This is a genomic window from Nocardiopsis sp. RV163 (assembly GCF_001029525.1).
Classification (GTDB): domain Bacteria; phylum Actinomycetota; class Actinomycetes; order Streptosporangiales; family Streptosporangiaceae; genus Nocardiopsis; species Nocardiopsis dassonvillei.
Genome location: NZ_LEKI01000016.1, coordinates 22194 through 38713, shown reverse-complemented (window position 1 = coordinate 38713; position 16520 = coordinate 22194). Strand labels below are relative to the sequence as shown.

The following is a 16520-nucleotide window of genomic DNA, read 5'->3' as shown; positions in this document are numbered from 1 at the left end:
CCCGGCCCCCTTGGGGACGGCGGCCGCCGCACGCGGGCCCGGGGCCCGCGACGACGACGGGCGCGCCCCGCGCGGGGCGCGCCCGTCACGCCACCGGTGTCCCGGTGCGCGTCGCGGTGCTCAGACCAGGCCGAGCTGCTTGACGGTGTCGCGCTCCTCGACCAGCTCCTTGACGGAGGCGTCGATGCGGGCGCGGGAGAAGTCGTCGATCTCCAGGCCCTGCACGATCTCCCACCTGCCGCCGCGCGAGACCACCGGGAAAGAGGAGATGATGCCCTCGGGCACGCCGTAGGAGCCGTCGGAGGGGATGGCCGCGGAGGTCCAGTCGCCCTCGGGGGTGCCGTTGACCCAGTCGTGGACGTGGTCGATGGCGGCGTTGGCGGCGGAGGCCGCCGAGGAGGCGCCACGGGCCTCGATGATCGCGGCGCCGCGCTTGGCGACGGTCGGGATGAAGTCGTTCTCCAGCCAGGCCTGGTCACCGACGGCCTTGGCCGCGTTGGCGCCGTTGACCTCGGCGTTGAACACGTCCGGGTACTGGGTGGCGGAGTGGTTGCCCCAGATCGTGAGCTTCTTGATGTCGTTGATCGACACGTCGAGCTTCTTGGCGAGCTGGGTGAGCGCGCGGTTGTGGTCCAGGCGGGTCATCGCGGTGAAGCGCTCGGCCGGGACGTCCGGGGCGTGGCTCTGTGCGATGAGGGCGTTGGTGTTGGCGGGGTTGCCCACCACCAGCACGCGGATGTCGTCGGCCGCACCGGCGTTGATCGCCTCGCCCTGGGGCTTGAAGATGCCTCCGTTGGCCTCCAGCAGGTCGCCGCGCTCCATGCCCTTGCCGCGCGGGCGGGCGCCGACCAGCAGGGCGACGTTGGCGCCCTGGAAGGCCTGGGCGGCGTCGTCGAAGATGTCGATGCCCTGGAGCAGCGGGAAGGCGCAGTCGTCCAGCTCCATCGCCGTGCCCTCGGCGGCCTTGACGGCCTGGGGGATCTCCAGCAGGCGCAGCTTCACCGGGGTGTCGGCGCCGAGCAGCTGGCCGGAGGCGATCCGGAACAGCAGCGCGTAGCCGATCTGGCCGGCGGCGCCGGTGACGGTGACGTTGACGGGTGCTTTGGACATGACGTGAACTCTCCCTGACGACGTTTCGCGACCCGCGATGCTCACAACGGGTTCGACGCGGCTTCGGTACCGGGCGCTGGGGGCCGTCCAGGCGCGCGCCGCACCTCACCACCCTAGACCGCGCTCTCCCGCGTGCTGTGACCCAGGTGCGCGGTACGTGTCTCCGCGCCGTCCCGGGCAGGCGATCGGCAGGCCCTGTCCGGTAACGGATTTAGGGCGGGAAGCGTCGGACCCACCCTGTTAGGATGGCGTTTGCCGATCACGGCGGGCCGGTAGCTCAGTTGGTTAGAGCAGGGGACTCATAATCCCTGGGTCGCGGGTTCGAGTCCTGCCCGGCCTACCCTCTCCGAACACGAAAAAAGCGCCTCCCACCTGTGCATACAGGCAGGAGGCGCTTTCTTCGCCACGGGCCCGTGCCCGGAAACCGCCTGCGCGGTCCGTGTGCGCGCAATAGGCGCGCGAGTTCGTGCGGCGCGCGGTCGGCCGCCGTTCCGCGGCGCTGCGGTCGTCCGTTCCTGCCGAAGACACCGGACACGCGCGCCACGTACTCCGTCGCCCCCCTGCGCCCCTGCGCCCCGCTGTCCTCCGTGTGCGGGCCGGGGAGCCGACACCACGGGACCGGGGCCGCAGCACCCGTTTCTTCGTCTATGTTTTGTCTACTTATAGGGCCTTTGGTATGTTCTTTTCTTCCGAGGCGGTCCCCACTGTGGCACCCGAATAACGGACGTCCAATTTTCCGGGTTGACATCGGGCGAATATGGCGGCACTCCTGCCCGAATCCGAAGCTCCTGCGTGTTTTCCCGTTCCGCGCAGGTCGCAGGACATACGACCCGCCGTCCAGTACATCCCGGAACCTCCGCGACCGGTGGAGGAGGCTCGTTTACACTGGCGGCCGTTCCGAGGGGCGCGGTGGTCCACGTCTCAACAACCACGGCGCGCGCGGCGGCGTCCGACAGTCGGTGGACAGATGCATTCGGGGGGAGAGGCGAGCGTTGGCAGCGGACGGCACACGGCGGCGCGGAACCCACCGGTACGGGGCGGAGCCCAGTCCCCGCCTGCTGCGCGGCCTGGCCGCGGCGGCCGCGGCGGTACTCCTCGTGGTCGTGGTCAACACCGCCGTCTCCCGGGACGGGGGCGCCGTGCCCTCCGAGTCCAGGGAGCAGACCGTCCCCGCGGTGAACGCCGTCCCCTTCAGCGGCCTCGTCGACCGGATCGGCGTCTCCCGGGACACATCCGCCGCCACCGTAGACCTCGACGGCTCCGGCAACAGCCTGTCCTCCCAGGCGCTGGCCGCCGCCGGGTGGACGCCCGGCCGTGAGGTGGTCCTGCTCGGCACGCCCATGGAGCTGCCCGACTACGCCCCCGGCCGCCCCGACCACCTGGTCTCGGACGGCCAGTTCCTGCGGCTCGCGGACGAGCGCTACCGGTCGCTCACCTTCCTGGCCACCGCGACCCGCACCGACGGCGTCCAGGCCGAGGTCGCCGGAACCGGCCGGGTGGTCTACGCCGACGGCCGGGAGCAGGAGTTCACCCTGTCGGTGCCGCACTGGACCGCCGGGCCCGCGAGCGAGGCCGCGCTCACCCTGCCCTACGCCAACTCCGCGCGCCACACCGGTCCCAGCCCCACCCTCGGCGCGGCACGCCTGTACGCGCGCGGCGTCACCGTGGACCCCGGCCGGGAGATCTCCCACGTGGTGCTGCCCGAGACCGGTGACCATGCGGGCCGCATCCACGTGTTCTCCGTGGGCGGGCGGGCCGCGGACACGGAGTGGACGGGCACCTGGGCGCGCGCGACCTCCGGCTACATGGAGGTGGGTCCCTGGCAGGACCAGACCCTGCGGCTGTCGGCGCGCACGACCACCGGCGGCCACACGGTCCGCATCCGACTGGACAACACCTTCGCCGCCGCCCCCGTCACCGTGGGCGCGGCCTCCGTGGCGCTGCGCGGAAGCGGTGCCGCCTCCCGCGGCGCCGCGGTCCCGCTGACCTTCGAGGGGCGCTCCGACACCGTCATCCCGGCCGGGGGACAGGTGTTCAGCGACCCCGTCGAGATGCTCCTGCCGCCGCAGACCGACGTCCTGGTCAGTGTCCACCTGCCCGAGCGGGTGACCACCGCGCCGGTGCACTACGCCTCGGTGGACACCAACTACACCAGCGCCCCGGGAAGCGGTGACCTGACCCTGGAGACCACGGGGGAGCCGTTCACCGGCCGGGTCGCGCAGTGGCCCTTCCTCACCGCGGTGGAGGTCTCCGGGGGGCCGGGCGCGATCGCCGCCTTCGGCGACTCCATCACCGACGGGATCCGCTCCACCCCCGACGCCCATGCCCGCTGGCCCGACGTGCTCAGCGCCCGGCTGTCCGAGCAGCCGGGCCTGCCCAACCCGGGCGTGCTCAACCTCGGTGTGGCCGGAAACCACGTGATCCGGGACGGCTACCCGGGCGAGGGCGTCTCCACCAACCCCACCGGGGTGGCGCTGACCCACCGGGTGCACCGGGACGTGCTGGCCCAGAGCGGGGTGAACACCCTGGTCGTCTTCGCCGGGATCAACGACCTGCGTTGGAGCACCCCTCCCGAGTCGGTGATCGCCGGGATCGAGGAGATCGCGGGGCTGGCCCGCGAGAACGGCATGCGGGTGTTCGTGGCCACGCTCGGCCCCTGCGGGGGCGAGACGCGCTGCACCGAGGAGGTCGACCGGGCCCGCCAGCGGGTCAACGACCACCTGCGGGCGCAGGCGAACGACCCCCTGTCGCCCTTCGACGGCGTGTGGGACTTCGACGCGGTCCTGCGCGACCCGCAGGACCCCAGCCGCATGCTGCCCGCCTACGACTCGGGCGACCACCTCCACCCGGGGGACGCCGGACTGCGCGCGCTGGCCGAGTCGGTGGACCTCTACCAGCTCGTCGGCGGCTAGGGGTAGGGCCCGGCACGGCGCACGGCACCCGCCGCGGCCGTCCGGTCAGCGCGGGCACCCCAGGTGGTGGTGGAGCACGAGGTCGACGTGGACGGCGGCCAGGTCGTCCAGGCTCAGGCCGGCCCCGGGGTCGTACCAGTGCAGCAGGGAGTCGAAGGTCTCCAGCACCTCGTCGGCGACCCGCCCGGGCTCGCGCACCCCGAACTCCCCGCGGGTCACGCCGTCCAGGATGATGCCGCGCACGTGTTCGCGGTACGCCCGCGTCAGGGATGTGACCTCGCGGTGGCGGGCCGGGTGGATGGCGCGCAGCACCGGAAGCAGCTCGTGCCCCAGCGCTGTCGCCGCCCGGTGCCGCCAGCCGGTTTCCACGTGCCGTCTGACCAGCGTGGACATGCGTTCCTTCGCGGGCCGGTCCGGCCGGTCAGCGGCCAGTTGCCCGTGCACCCGCTCCCGGGTGGAGCGCAGCACGACGGCGTAGGCCAGGTCGAACCTGGTGGGGAAGGCGTGTCTGAGCGCGGCGGGGTCGGCCCCGGTCTCGTCCGAGATCCGGGAGGTCAGTTCGGACATCGCCAGGCCTTGTGGGCCGTACTGGGCGAAAAGGTGCGCCGCGCAGTCCAGGACGGGTGCCGTGGTGCGGAGCGCGTGAGGGGATGCGTCGGCAGTCATGTGCTGTCTCATCGCTCGGAGTACGCCCCCGGAGTGGTGTGAGGGCGTGCGGTCTTTCACCGGATCGGTTCCGCGACCCCCGCTCTCAGACCGGACCGGCGGCCGGTGCCCGCCGATCCCGGCCGCTGGTCAGAGACACCAGGTCCTCGATCCGCTCGGTGGCGAGCGCGTCCACGCCCATGCCCACGACACGCGCCATCTCGGGGAAGTCGTTCACCGTCCACGCCGTGACGAGGTAGCCGCGCAGGTGCATCTCCGAGACCAGTTCCCGGGTCAGCAGTGTGTAGTGCGTGCCCAGGAAGGTCGGACGCAGGGTCCGCACCACGTCTTCGGGCGGAGGGCCCGGCTTGTCCCAGGCCAGCATCAGCCGGGCCTCGGAGCTGCGGCCGCGCAGGGCGTCGAGGGTCTCGGTGGAACCGGTGAAGAGCACCTGGTCGCCGAACCCGCGCGCCCGCAGCAGGCTGTCCGCCGCCAGCGCCGCGTCGGGCGCGCCCGCGTCCACGAGCAGGGGAGGGGGCGTGTCGCCGGTGTACTCGGCGAGCACCTCCATCAGGGTGGGCACTCGACGCTCCACGTCGTCGCGGGCGGTGGCGATCTCGGCCAGGGTCAGCTCCCCCACGGGTCGGGGCGGGGAACCGGGAAGGGCCACGAGCCGTTCGTCCACCAGGACGGGATAACCGTCGGAGGTGAGATGGACGTCGATCTTGACCAGGTCAGCCCCGGCACGGGAGGCTGAACGCAGAGCCGGGAGGGTGTTTCCCGGGAAGCGTGCGGTGTCTCCGCGCAGTGCGATGGACAACGTCATGCCGTCAAGGGTGGCAAAGACTTCCGCTTTACGTGGTGCAAACAGGAAAAACGCCCGCCGGGGCGTGTGCGGACGGGCGTGCGGCGCCCCTCCCGGAGCGGTGTTGCCGTTGCGTGGCGCCGCGATTGCGAGCGGACTCACGTCGTCGGGGACGCCGACGGGGTGCGTCGAGCTGGGAAACTTTGTTACACGGCGTCGTGACCGCACGGTGCCCCATGACCGTCCCTGGAGTGTGAGGCGAACGATGATTCCGGACCAGAGACGAGAGCACATCCTCAAGCTCCTTCAGGAGCGCCACGTGCTGAGCATCAACGAGCTCACGTCGATGCTGTCCGTGTCCCACATGACGGTCCGGCGTGACATCCAGGCGTTGGAGAACGACGGCAAGGTGCTGTCGGTCACCGGGGGAGTGCGGCTCGCGGCGCGGCTCAAGAGCGAGCCCTCCTACCTGGCCAAGGCGCAGCTGGAGGTGCCCGCCAAACGGGCCATAGCGCGCGCGGCGGCCGAGCTGGTCCGGGAGAACTTCACCATCTACCTGGACGCGGGCACGACCACGCTGCAGATGGTCCCGCTGCTCACCGACAAGGTCGGCCTGACCGTCATCACCAGCGACTTCAACGTCGTGGGCCACCTGATGGAGTACCCGGGGATCGAGCTGATCCACACCGGCGGGGTGGTCTCGCACTCCGACCACTCCTCGGTCGGGCGCTTCACCGCCGACTTCCTGCGCCAGGTGAACGTCGACCTGGCCTTCATCGCCAGCAGCTCCTGGGACGCCGAGCGCGGGTCGACCACGCCCTCCGAGGCCAAGGTCGTCGCAAAGCAGGCGCTGCTGCGGATCGCCTCCAAGAGCGTACTCACGGTCGACAGCACCAAGTACGGCAAGTTCGGCACCTTCAGGGTGGCGAGTCTGGAGGAGTTCGACCTGATCATCACCGACGACCGGCTCCCGCGCTCGGCCGTGGACGACCTCGCCGAGCGCGACGTGCGCCTGAAGCTGGTCGAGGTGGAGTAGGCAGGGGCGCCCGCCGGGCTTTCCGATCGGGGGCCGAGTCCGCTCCCCACCCGGTCGGCGGCGCGCGGCCGGGGCCCGGGCCCCGGCCCCGTGCGGCTCAGTCCTCGTCGGCGTCGAGCTCCGCGTGGGCGAACAGGGCCAGTTCGGTGCCGTCCGGGTCGTAGAAGAGCAGGGTGGAGCCCTCCTCGCCGTGCATCACCGGGGAGTGCTCCACGTCCATCTCCGCGAAGCGCTCCTCCCAGGCCTCCAGTTCACCCAGGTTCTCCACGCCCAGGGTGAGGCGGTCCAGGCCGCAGTGCCTGCGGTCGAACCTGCCCTTGAAGTTGTCGCGGTGCTGGATGAGCGCCAGCAGCAGTCCGGAGGCCGGGTGCTGGCACTCGGTGCGCCGTGTGCCCTCGTGGTCGCGCTTGCCGAGGACCCGGAAACCCAGGACCGTGCGGTAGAAGCGCACACTCTCGTCGCGGTCGCGGACCGACAGGGTGACGCGGGCGAGCCCGTTGAGCTGGGGCACGGGCACCTCTCTGCGGCGGGGGCCGATGGTGGCCAGTAGATCGAGCACGATCATCGAGCCTAGGTCGGAGTCAGAATGATGGGCCCCTCTTTAACGCGGGTTTAACGCCGGATGTTCCCCGAATCACCCCGACACACATCCTGACCTCCCCCGTCACCCCTCTCAGGCGTCCGGAGCGGAACGTGTCACCGTCGCCGGAGAGGACGGTTCGCCGCGCGTGTACCAGCGGGCCCGCATCACCAGGACGGTCACCGCGAAGGAGAGCAGGCCGCCCAGTGTGGCCAGCACGAACGCCCCCTGGTGGCCGTACGCGTCGGCCAGGGCGCCCGCGACCGACGACCCCAGCGCCTGGCCCAGGATCAGGCAGCTCAGGACCACGGCCATCGACTGCGACAGGCGACTGGCGGGGGCGGCCCTCTCGATCAGCCCGAACAGGCTCACGATGTGCGGGCCGATCGCGGCGCCCAGGACGAAGATGGCCACCGCCAGGGCGGCCGCGCCGTGGGCCGCGTACAGCGGCAGGGTGAGCAGGAACAGCGCGCCCGCCGCCATCCGGGTCCGCGCGGTGAGCGGGAAGCCTACGGGGACGGAGGCCATCAGCAGGCCCGCGACGGCGCTGCTGGTGCCCATCACCGCGTACATCAGCCCGGACAGGTCCCCGTGCCCGGAGGCGGCGGAGAACGCGGTCACGCCGGTGGACATGCCGCCGAAGAACAGGCCCTGGCAGAACATGGGGACGGCCAGGACCAGCAGCGCGGGCGTGGCGATGCGGCCCCCGGCGCCCCGCACCGGCGGAGTCCCGGGGGGCGCGGTGGGGTGGAGGGCGAACACGGTCCCGAACACGCCGATGAGCACGGCCGCGCCCAGCACGCTCGCCGCAGGGGAGAGCGTCACGGTGAGCAGGCCCACCAGGGCGGGGCCCAGGACGAACGCGGCCTCGTCCAGCACGCCCTCCACCGACATCGCCGCGGACACCGAACGTTCGCGCTCCTGGCCCCGATGCGGCCCCCGCCGGATGAGCACCACCCAGCGCGTGCGCGCCATGGGGCCGATCTGGGGCATGCACAGGCCCGCCACGGCTGCCAGCACGGCCAGGACCGGGGCGGAGGCCTCCGCCAGGACGGCGGTCACGAGCACGGCGATGAGCACGGCGTCCACGAGCGAGGCGACCAGCACCGGGACGCGCTGTCCGCGCCGGTCGGCGAAACGGGCGATGACGGGCCCGCCCACGGTCTCCCCGAGCGCGAAGGCGCCGGTCACCGCACCCGCGGCGGCCACGCTCCCGGTCGTGGTGGTGACCAGGGTGAGCAGGCCGATCAGGGACATGGAGATGGGCAGACGGGCGAGGAAGGTGCTCAGGAGCAGCGGCCACCCCGCGATGTGGTGCATGCGCCGCAGCGTGTCCAAAGGTGACATCCGGCCCCTGTCCGCGCTCGTGGTTGCCGACCCCGGATCCCGGCACTGCCGTACGGCTCGGGTCATCGCGAAGGGGCCAAAATTCATCCCATGATATGGCCTTCGTCGGTGGGCGCGCCGCGCGGCGCTCCCACCGGGCGCACCGCGCGGGGAGGGGCGGGCGCGGGAGCAGACCGCCGGAAAGGGGTGGCCCCGTCCTGACTTTCGACGGTGCCGCCGCCCCGCCCCCGATGTGTAGGTTCACGTGCATGGACCTCTCCGTACCGCGCGCGGGTCTTCGGCGTGCGCTGACCCCGCTCGGGGGCTGGCCCAACCGGGGCGCCGTCTGGCGCGACGTGCTGTTCGGTGCCGCGATCGCCGCCCTGTGCCTGGGGGAGATGCTCATCCGCTGGCGTGCGGTGGAGACGTCGGCCGCCGAGGCGCTCGCCACCGCGTGCGCCGCGGTGGCGCTGACCGCGCTGACCGTGGTGCTCTGCCGCCTCTACCCGCTGCTAGCCCTGACCGCGGCGCTGGTCGGCTCGTTCTGGGTGTACGGCTTCAGCGTCCTGCTGCTGTGCGTCGCCTACCTGGTGGGCCGCCGCGTCCCCGCGGTGTGGTCGGCGCTGGCGCTCTTCACCTCCGTGACCGTCCTTTGGACGGCGGTCGGAGCACTGCTGGGGCCCGGGGTGCCGGCCGCGTGGCCCGCCACCGTGAGCACCGTCGTGTTCACCGCCGTGCTCCCCTGGCTGGTGGGCGTCTACCGGCGCCAGCACGTGGCCCTGGCCGAAGCCGGATGGGAGCACGCCCGTCAGCTCCAGCGCGAGCACCGCCTCACCGTCGACGAGGCCAGACTGCGCGAGCGCTCCCGCATCGCCCAGGACATGCACGACTCCCTCGGCCACGAGCTCAGCCTCATCGCCCTGCGCGCCGGGGCCCTGGAGGTCAGCCCCGACCTGGACGAGGAGCACCGCCGCTCCGCGTCCGAACTGCGGATCACCGCGGTCGGCGCCACCCACAGCCTGCGGGAGATCATCGGCGTGCTGCGCGCCGACACCGGACCCGCGCCCATGACCCCCGCGGGCGAGGGCGTCCCCGCGCTGGTCGAACGCGTCCGCGACTCCGGCATGCGGGTCGTGCTGGTGCGCGACGGCGACACCGGCGGCCTGCCTCCGATGGTCGACCGCGCGGTCCACCGGGTCGTCCAGGAGTCGCTCACCAACGCCGCCAAGTACGCCCCCGGTGCCGACGTGACCGTGTGGCTGACCGCCAGCGGGGAGCGGTTGGAGGCCAGGGTCACCAACTCCGCGCCCCCGGGGCCGTGTCCCGACACCGGCCTGGGCGGCAGGCGCGGACTCATCGGCCTGCGCGAGCGCGTCCGCCTGACCGGGGGCTCCTTCGCCGCCGGGCCGAGCGGCGACGGCGGCTGGGAGGTCTGCGCGACCATGCCGTTGGACGGCACCGCCGGAGCGGGGCCCGACGAGGAGGGGGAGGCTGCCCAGATCGACCAGCTCCAGCTCGCCGCCCGCCGCCGGGTGCGCGGCTGGACGATGGTCCTGGCCCTGGTACCGGTCACCGCTGCCGCGGCGATCGTGCTCGGGCTGGGCTGGATCGGCGTCACGAACATTGAGAGCAGCACCCTGACCCCCGAGGAGTTCGCCGGCCTGACCGTCGGCGACCCCCAGGCCGAGGTCGAGGAGGCCCTGCCGCCGAACTCGGTGTACGTGGACGCGAGCGTGCTGGCGCGGGACGCCGTCCCCCCGGGAGCCACGTGCAGCTACTACCGCGGCGACGGCCTGTTCTTCAGCGGGGAGACGTTCTTCTACCAGGTCTGCTTCTCCGAGGGGCGGCTGCTGACCAAGCGCGAGGCGCCGCTACGGTGACCACGCGAACCCGCGACGGACACAGGGGAGAGGGACACACGTGATCAGGGTGCTGCTCGCCGACGACGAGGCGATGATCCGCGCCGGGGTACGGGCGATCCTGGGCAGCGATCCGGAGATCGACGTGGTGGCCGAGGCCGCGGACGGCCGTGAGGCCGTGGACCTGGTGCTCTCCCACCGCCCCGACGTGGCGCTGCTGGACATCCGGATGCCCCGGATGGACGGCCTCGCCGCCACGTCGGAGATCCGCAGGGTCGCGCCCGGGACCGCCGTGGTCGTCCTCACCACCTTCGGGGAGGACAGCTACATCTCCCAGGCGCTCGGCGGCGGCGCCAGCGGCTTCCTGCTCAAGGCGGGCGACCCGCGCGAGCTGATCGCCGGGGTGCACGCGGTCGCCGACGGCGGCGCCTACCTGTCCCCCCGGGTGGCGCGCCAGGTCATCGCCCGGTTCGGCGGGCCCCGGGCCGCCCGGGAGGCGGCGGCCGTCGCCCGGGTCGAGGAGCTCACCCAGCGCGAGCGCGAGGTGCTGGCCCTGGTGGGGGCGGGCCTGTCCAACGCCGACATCGCCGACCGGCTGTTCCTCGTGGAGGGCACCGTCAAGAGCTACGTCAGCGCCATCCTCAACCGGCTGGAGATGCGCAACAGGGTGCAGGCGGCCGTCCTCGCCCACGAGGCCGGACTCGTGGACACCTCCGACACCTGACCCGGTGCCGGGCGGACCCGCCGCGACGGGGGAGAATGGGAAGTATGGACGACGCGTGGCTGGAAGCCGCCTGGCGCGGACTCGCCGGGGACGGCCCCGAGGCGGTCGCGGTCGGCGCCGAACTCCTGGGCCGCTGGAACGAGCCGCACCGCCGCTACCACACGCCCGCCCACCTGGAGGCCGTGCTGCGCGCGGTCGACCTGCTGCTCCGTGAGGAGGGGGTGCGCGACGCCGACCTCGTGCGCTACGCGGCCTGGTTCCACGACGCCGTCTACGAGGGGGTCCCGGGCCGCGACGAGCGCGAGAGCGCGCGGCTCGCCGAGCGGCTGCTGTCCCTGACGGGGATGGGGACCGCGCGGGTCCGCGAGGTCGTGCGCCTGGTCGGGGTGACCGCGACGCACCGGCCGGGCAGGTGGGACGCCGACGGCGCGGTGCTCTGCGACGCCGACCTGTCGGTGCTGGCCGCCCCTGCCGACGGGTACCTCGCCTACGCCACGGCGGTGCGCGCCGAGTACCGGCACGTTCCCGACGAGGACTTCCGCGCGGGCCGGACCGCGGTGCTGCGGTCGCTGCTGGAGACGCCGCACCTGTTCCACACCACGGCCGGGCGGGCGCGCTGGGAGGCGAGGGCCCGGGTGAACGTGCTCGCCGAACTCGACCGGCTGAACGCCCCGCCGCCGGTGGAGCCGCCCCCGACCTGAACCGGCCCGGTCAGGCCGTGCCGGTCAGCCGGGCGGCCTTGGGCCGCCGCAGCCCGGACGCGCGCAGGCGCGTGACCAGCTCCCGCCCGCTGACGTGCTCGGCGCCCAGCTCCAGGGCCCGCGCGTGCAGGTGCTCGGGGATGTCGTAGTGGTCGCGCTCGAACGCCCGCGGGTCCACCCCGAGCGCACGGGCGAAGGCGTGCAGCTCCTCGTAGGAGCTGTCGCTGACCAGGTGCGCGAACAGCCAGCCGCGCGGCCCCGGCCAGACCGGGGTGTCGATGAGAACGCTCATCCGGAAACTGTAGGGCCTGCCTGGCCGGGACCGGCCGGCCGCCGACGCGGGCGCCAGCGCGGCCACCTGCGGCCGCGGCCCCTGCGATCAGGGCCGCCCGTTCACCGGGGCGCTCACCGGGCGCCAGGGCACGGGGCTGGACATCACCATGGTGCTGGAGGGCCGGCCGTGCTCGGCGAGCCTGTCGATGACCTTCTCGAAGTGCTCCATGGAGCGGACCGCGATGAGCAGGACGCAGCAGTCGTCGCCGGTCACCCGGTGCACCTGGAGGATCTCCGGCATCTCCAGCGACGCCTCGTCGCGCAGCAGGCAGTGCGCGCCGAAGCACTCCATGCGCACCAGTGCGGTCACGGGCAGTCCGGCCGCGGCCGGGTCCACGTGCGCGTGGTAGCCGGTGATCACCCCGCGGTCGGTCAGGCGCCGTACGCGGTCGGCGACGGCGGGCGCGGACAGGTTCACCCGGCGGGACAGTTCGTTGAAGGACAGGCGCCCGTCCCGCTGGAGCTCGGCGAGGATGCGCTGGTCGACGCTGTCCAGCGGGGTTGCCAACCGTGAGGCCATGCTTTGCGTTCCCAAAGTCGAGAGTCACAACGACTTATGAATGCTAGGCCAGTGTCCCCTTCGCGTGTGCGACGGCCCTTCCTGTTCGGGGCGCGGGTGCCCGATGATGTCACCTCACGCGCCCGGCGGCCGTGCGCGGGGGCTGACCCCTCCGCCCGAGGCGCCGCGGGCGCGCCGCCGTACACGCGATCGCGACAAGGGGTTTGGCATGCTCACCACGACCGCCCAGCAGTGTCCGTACGCCGGTGACCCCGGCGGGGCCGAGGCGGCCCGGAGCGCCGGGGACGACAGCCCGACCCTGTCCTTCGACCGCGCGACCCCCTACGTCGACTACGCCGGCATCGACACCCTGCTGTCCCTGCAGAAGCCGCGCACCGCCGAGCCCGCCGAGCCCTCGTTCATCATCGCCACCCAGGTCATGGAGCTGCTGTTCGCCCTGGTGCGGGAGCGCTGGGAGGCCGCGCGCGACGCGTTGGAGGCCGACGACGTGCCCGGCGCCCTGGCCTGGCTGCGCCGCGCCCGCAACGCCCAGGACGTGCTCAACGACTCCTGGGGCCTGCTCGCCGACATGACACCCACCGAGTTCAACCGCTTCCGCGATTCCTTCGGCGAGGCCTCGGGGTTCCAGTCCTACGGCTACCGCAAGCTGGAGTTCCTGCTCGGCAACAAGTCCGCCGCCATGATCCGCCCGCACAGGGCCATGGACGGCGTCGTCGGCGACCTCACCGCCCTGCTGGAGCGGCCCGGGCTCTACGACGCGGCGCTGCGGCTGCTGCGCCGCCGCGGCCTGCCCGTCCCCGAGGACCGCGTCGAGCGCGACTGGACCCTGTCCTACGAGGCCAGTCCCGGCGTGGAGGAGGCGTGGAAGGCCGTCTACGCCCACGACGCGCCCGGCAACGAGCTGTTCCTGCTGGCCGAGGCGCTGCTCGACGTCGCCGAGCGGGTCACAAGGTGGCGTCATCGCCACCTTGTCGCCGTCAAGCGCACCCTGGGCGGCAGGCCCGGCAGCGGCGGCTCCAACGGCCTGAACTGGCTGGCGCGCAACGCCGAGCAGGACGTCTTCCCCGAGCTGTGGTCCCTCCGCAGTACCGTCTGACCCGTTCCCACCCGCTGCCACGAGGAAGCAGGACCCCGATGACCCCCGCCACCCGCGCGGACTGCGTCGCGCTCGACGCGGCCGACCCCCTCGCTCCCTTCCGGGATGAGTTCGTCCTCCCCGAGGACATGGTCTACCTGGACGGCAACTCGCTGGGCGCGCTGCCGCGCTCGACCCCGGGCCGGGTGGCCGACATGATCGAACGCGAGTGGGGGCGCGACCTTATCCGAAGCTGGAACGACGCCGGGTGGTGGGACAAGCCGCGCACCCTGGGCGCCAAGATCGCCCCGCTGGTCGGCGCGGCCGCCGACGAGGTGGTCGTCGGCGACGGGACCTCGGCCAACCTGTTCAAGACCCTGGTCGCGGCGCTGCGCATGTCCGACCGCTCTGTGGTGCTGGGCGAGGCGGGCAACTTCCCCACCGACCTGTACGTCGCGGAGGGGGCGGCCTCGCTGACGGGCGCCGCGCAGAGGCGCGTGGACCCCGACGGTCCAGGGCTGGCCCGGGAGCTGGAGCGGGGCGACGTCGCGGTCCTGCTGCTCAGCCACGTGGACTACCGCAGCGGCACCCTGCGGGATATGCCCGGCATCACCCGTCTGGCCCACGAGCACGGCGCACTGGTGGTCTGGGACCTGTGCCACAGCGCGGGCGCGGTCCCCGTCGACCTGTCCGGCGGCGGCGCCGACTTCGCGGTGGGGTGCACCTACAAGTACCTCAACGCGGGTCCGGGCGCCCCCGCGTTCCTGTACGCCGCACGCCGCCACCACGCCGCGGCCGACCAGCCCCTGAGCGGCTGGCACGGGCACGCGCGCCCCTTCGACTTCATCGCGGACTACGAGCCCGCCCAGGGGGTGTCGCGCTTCCTGAGCGGTTCGCAGCCGCTGGTGGCCGACGCCGCCCTGGAGGCGAGTCTGGACGTGTGGGCGCGGGCGGACATGGAACTGGTACGCGCCAAGAGCCTGGCCATGACCGACCTGTTCCTGGAGCGCGCGGCCCGGGCGGGGATCTCCTCGATTACTCCGGCGGAGCACGCGCGACGCGGCAGCCAGGTGGCCCTGGTGCAGCCGGAGGAGGGCGCCGGGTACCCGATCGTGCAGGCGCTCATCGCGCGCGGTGTGGTCGGCGACTTCCGCGCCCCCGACGTCATGCGGTTCGGGTTCACCCCGCTCTACCTGCGCTACGTCGACGTGTGGGACGCCGCGCAGGCCCTGCTGGAGGTCGTGGAGACGGGGGAGTGGCGCCAGGAGCGCTTCTCCCGCCGTAGCCAGGTGACCTGAGACACGGCGGCCCGGGCCGCCGGACCGTCGTGGGGGTCGCGCCCGGCGGCTCCCGGGCTCCTGCGCTCGTGCCCGGAGCCGACCGGGGCGGCGCTGACCGTTCCTGTATGTGTGTTTTGCGTGGTATTGACCACGTTCGCCGGTAACCCGCGTCCTCCTCGTCCGCCGCCGCGTACCGGGGCTCCGCGGCCGTCCGCGGACGGGTGGAGTCGGAACTACGGCGAGGGCCGCGGAAGGCCCCTCCACTGCCCCGGGGCGGTCCGTAAACCCCCTGCCGCCGGGGCTTTTCGCGTTTTCGGTCCCTCTCACGCCCCGTTTCGCAACGTATTGCGAGGGACACGCAAAGTCATTTTACCTCGGGGGATTGCGCGCTTTGCCTAAACGTGGGTTAGTGTCCTCGTGATCGGTTCGTTATTGCTGTTTGGCGAACCGATGCCGAGCCCTTGACCGGCCGAGAGCCGCAAGGGAGTCGAGACCTCTTTCCCCGGGGACAGGGCCGCGCGAATCCACGCGCCTGTGCCAGCGGAGAAGCCGAATCCCATCGGTGTATCCCGTCCCGGCCCGCCACTCGCCGCCAGCGACGCGGGAGAACCCTGCCTTGACCACGCCCTCGCGGGGCGCACCGAGCGTGCCCGCATGCCGGGCGGGTCATGCCCGCGGTCTTCTCGGCCCTGTCGTCAACCTGGCTTCCTACTTATGAGCAACGACACTCCCATTCAGCACGGCGAAGTTACCGCGACCTACTTCTGGGACGACGGTTCTGGCATCAACGGGGACACAGGAGCCCCCGCGAGCGGGGAACCCATGCAGAAGGGCCTTTTCTCCAGCCCCAGTTGGCCGCTAGGCACCGAGGGCTATGTCGTCTACGAGGGCAAGAAAGCCGAGTTCTTCATCGGCGACCGGGGCCCGGGCGCCCCCTCCGAGGGCTGTGACGTCCTCCTCGACATGGACGGCAAGACCTTCGCCGAGATCACGGGCGAGACCTGGAACGACAGCGACTACACCGTCAGCGGCGGCAACGGCCACCTCGAGGTGGAGTACTACATCACCGAGTGGGGCGACGGCGCGGGCACCGAGGGCGCGCCGCACCCCTTCCAGCAGCCCGGCGACAAGTGCGAGGACGCGGTCTCCCCTGTCCCCGAGGACGCTCTTCCCGAGGAGGAGTCCGAGGAGCCCGCCGAGGAGAGCGCGCAGGAGACCGAGGAGAGCGAGGAGCCCGCCCCGGAGAAGGCCGAGGGCGAGCCCGAGCAGAGCGCCAAGGAGGAGCAGCCCGAGGAGGGCGCCGCCGAGGAGGGGAACGATGACGGCGACGGCGGCGTGACCGCAGAGACCGCGGCCAACGACCTGTCCGGCTTCCAGCTCATGGGCGCCGACGGCGTCGTCAGCGGCACCGGGCTGCTGGCCCTGGCCCTCATCCCGGCCGTGCTGCTCGCCGTGCTCTTCGCCTGGACGCGCCGCCCGTCCGGCGCCCACGCCGGGGCCGAGCGCGACGGCGGAAGCCTGACGGACGCGAGCAGCGGTCGCCACAGCCTGGGCACGCGGCTCAACTCCGCGATCGACAGGCTGCGCGGCGGGCGCTGACCCGTACGGGACGGC

The 16520-nt window shown here is 72.6% G+C and carries 15 protein-coding genes and 1 tRNA gene; 9 read left to right on the top strand and 7 right to left on the bottom strand.

The window, feature by feature from the left end:
* Positions 1–120: 120 nt before the first annotated feature.
* Positions 121–1110, bottom strand: coding sequence for a malate dehydrogenase (locus tag ABD54_RS05210; protein ID WP_047868287.1), 990 nt, complete (start codon positions 1108–1110; stop codon positions 121–123).
* Between the two features lie 266 nt (positions 1111–1376).
* On the opposite strand from ABD54_RS05210, the gene ABD54_RS05205 reads away from it, so the two are divergent.
* Both ABD54_RS05205 and ABD54_RS05200 read left to right on the top strand, forming a co-directional pair.
* Positions 1377–1450: transfer RNA gene (locus ABD54_RS05205), tRNA-Ile, on the top strand.
* 652 nt (positions 1451–2102) lie between these two features.
* Entirely contained in the window at positions 2103–4022 is a 1920-nt protein-coding gene (locus ABD54_RS05200) for an SGNH/GDSL hydrolase family protein (RefSeq protein WP_047868286.1), read from the top strand.
* A 45-nt stretch (positions 4023–4067) separates the two neighbouring features.
* On the opposite strand, the gene ABD54_RS05195 is transcribed toward ABD54_RS05200, so the two are convergent.
* Together ABD54_RS05195 and ABD54_RS05190 are read right to left on the bottom strand one after the other, a co-directional pair.
* The gene (locus ABD54_RS05195) at positions 4068–4688 is read right to left on the bottom strand and encodes a TetR/AcrR family transcriptional regulator (protein WP_047868285.1); all 621 of its coding nucleotides are present in this window, start codon (positions 4686–4688) and stop codon (positions 4068–4070) included.
* Between the two features lie 85 nt (positions 4689–4773).
* Positions 4774–5493 (bottom strand): glycerophosphodiester phosphodiesterase, encoded by a 720-nt coding sequence (locus tag ABD54_RS05190; protein ID WP_047868284.1) that lies wholly within the window; start codon positions 5491–5493, stop codon positions 4774–4776.
* A 244-nt stretch (positions 5494–5737) separates the two neighbouring features.
* Between ABD54_RS05190 and ABD54_RS05185 the strand changes: the two genes are divergently transcribed.
* A complete protein-coding gene (locus ABD54_RS05185; protein ID WP_047868283.1) occupies positions 5738–6508 on the top strand; it encodes a DeoR/GlpR family DNA-binding transcription regulator in 771 nt (256 codons plus the stop codon).
* 97 nt (positions 6509–6605) lie between these two features.
* On the opposite strand, the gene ABD54_RS05180 is transcribed toward ABD54_RS05185, so the two are convergent.
* Complete coding sequence (locus tag ABD54_RS05180) at positions 6606–7073, bottom strand: VOC family protein (RefSeq protein WP_047868282.1); 468 nt, start codon at positions 7071–7073, stop codon at positions 6606–6608.
* Positions 7074–7181: 108 nt separating this feature from the next.
* Positions 7182–8435: an MFS transporter gene (locus ABD54_RS05175; protein ID WP_047868281.1), complete on the bottom strand. Its 1254-nt coding sequence runs from the start codon at positions 8433–8435 to the stop codon at positions 7182–7184.
* Between the two features lie 248 nt (positions 8436–8683).
* Here ABD54_RS05175 and ABD54_RS05170 point away from each other — a divergent pair, with 248 nt between their 5' ends.
* From ABD54_RS05170 to ABD54_RS05160, 3 genes are read left to right on the top strand one after another with little or no spacing between them, the layout of a single operon-like run.
* Entirely contained in the window at positions 8684–10294 is a 1611-nt protein-coding gene (locus tag ABD54_RS05170) for a sensor histidine kinase (RefSeq protein WP_047868280.1), read from the top strand.
* A gap of 40 nt (positions 10295–10334) precedes the next feature.
* Positions 10335–10997 carry a response regulator transcription factor gene (locus ABD54_RS05165; protein ID WP_047868279.1) on the top strand — a complete coding sequence of 221 codons (663 nt, stop codon included), beginning with the start codon at positions 10335–10337 and terminating at the stop codon, positions 10995–10997.
* A 44-nt stretch (positions 10998–11041) separates the two neighbouring features.
* Entirely contained in the window at positions 11042–11698 is a 657-nt protein-coding gene (locus ABD54_RS05160; RefSeq protein WP_047868278.1) for a metal-dependent phosphohydrolase, read from the top strand.
* Positions 11699–11708: 10 nt separating this feature from the next.
* On the opposite strand, the gene ABD54_RS05155 is transcribed toward ABD54_RS05160, so the two are convergent.
* The gene (locus ABD54_RS05155) at positions 11709–11990 is read right to left on the bottom strand and encodes a DUF4031 domain-containing protein (protein ID WP_013151835.1); all 282 of its coding nucleotides are present in this window, start codon (positions 11988–11990) and stop codon (positions 11709–11711) included.
* Between the two features lie 87 nt (positions 11991–12077).
* Positions 12078–12551, bottom strand: coding sequence for an Lrp/AsnC family transcriptional regulator (locus tag ABD54_RS05150; RefSeq protein WP_047868277.1), 474 nt, complete (start codon positions 12549–12551; stop codon positions 12078–12080).
* Between the two features lie 208 nt (positions 12552–12759).
* Between ABD54_RS05150 and ABD54_RS05145 the strand changes: the two genes are divergently transcribed.
* The 3 genes from ABD54_RS05145 (at position 12760) to ABD54_RS05135 (ending at position 16505) form a co-directional block, all read left to right on the top strand.
* Positions 12760–13647 (top strand): tryptophan 2,3-dioxygenase, encoded by an 888-nt coding sequence (locus tag ABD54_RS05145; RefSeq protein ID WP_047868276.1) that lies wholly within the window; start codon positions 12760–12762, stop codon positions 13645–13647.
* Positions 13648–13685: 38 nt separating this feature from the next.
* Positions 13686–14924, top strand: coding sequence for a kynureninase (gene kynU / locus ABD54_RS05140; RefSeq protein WP_047868275.1), 1239 nt, complete (start codon positions 13686–13688; stop codon positions 14922–14924).
* A 696-nt stretch (positions 14925–15620) separates the two neighbouring features.
* Positions 15621–16505, top strand: a complete 885-nt coding sequence (locus ABD54_RS05135) for a hypothetical protein (RefSeq protein WP_047868274.1) — start codon at positions 15621–15623, stop codon at positions 16503–16505.
* Positions 16506–16520: the final 15 nt, after the last annotated feature.

Bases quoted from the DNA above. Each gene is read 5' to 3' on its own strand.
- ABD54_RS05145 (WP_047868276.1), top strand. From the start codon at position 12,760: ATGCTCACCACGACCGCCCAGCAGTGTCCGTACGCCGGTGACCCCGGC.
- kynU (WP_047868275.1), top strand. From the start codon at position 13,686: ATGACCCCCGCCACCCGCGCGGACTGCGTCGCGCTCGACGCGGCCGAC.
- ABD54_RS05185 (WP_047868283.1), top strand. From the start codon at position 5,738: ATGATTCCGGACCAGAGACGAGAGCACATCCTCAAGCTCCTTCAGGAG.
- ABD54_RS05175 (WP_047868281.1), bottom strand. From the start codon at position 8,435: ATGTCACCTTTGGACACGCTGCGGCGCATGCACCACATCGCGGGGTGG.
- ABD54_RS05190 (WP_047868284.1), bottom strand. From the start codon at position 5,493: ATGACGTTGTCCATCGCACTGCGCGGAGACACCGCACGCTTCCCGGGA.
- ABD54_RS05135 (WP_047868274.1), top strand. From the start codon at position 15,621: ATGAGCAACGACACTCCCATTCAGCACGGCGAAGTTACCGCGACCTAC.
- ABD54_RS05150 (WP_047868277.1), bottom strand. From the start codon at position 12,551: ATGGCCTCACGGTTGGCAACCCCGCTGGACAGCGTCGACCAGCGCATC.
- ABD54_RS05155 (WP_013151835.1), bottom strand. From the start codon at position 11,990: ATGAGCGTTCTCATCGACACCCCGGTCTGGCCGGGGCCGCGCGGCTGG.
- ABD54_RS05210 (WP_047868287.1), bottom strand. From the start codon at position 1,110: ATGTCCAAAGCACCCGTCAACGTCACCGTCACCGGCGCCGCCGGCCAG.
- ABD54_RS05180 (WP_047868282.1), bottom strand. From the start codon at position 7,073: ATGATCGTGCTCGATCTACTGGCCACCATCGGCCCCCGCCGCAGAGAG.
- ABD54_RS05160 (WP_047868278.1), top strand. From the start codon at position 11,042: ATGGACGACGCGTGGCTGGAAGCCGCCTGGCGCGGACTCGCCGGGGAC.
- ABD54_RS05195 (WP_047868285.1), bottom strand. From the start codon at position 4,688: ATGACTGCCGACGCATCCCCTCACGCGCTCCGCACCACGGCACCCGTC.
- ABD54_RS05170 (WP_047868280.1), top strand. From the start codon at position 8,684: ATGGACCTCTCCGTACCGCGCGCGGGTCTTCGGCGTGCGCTGACCCCG.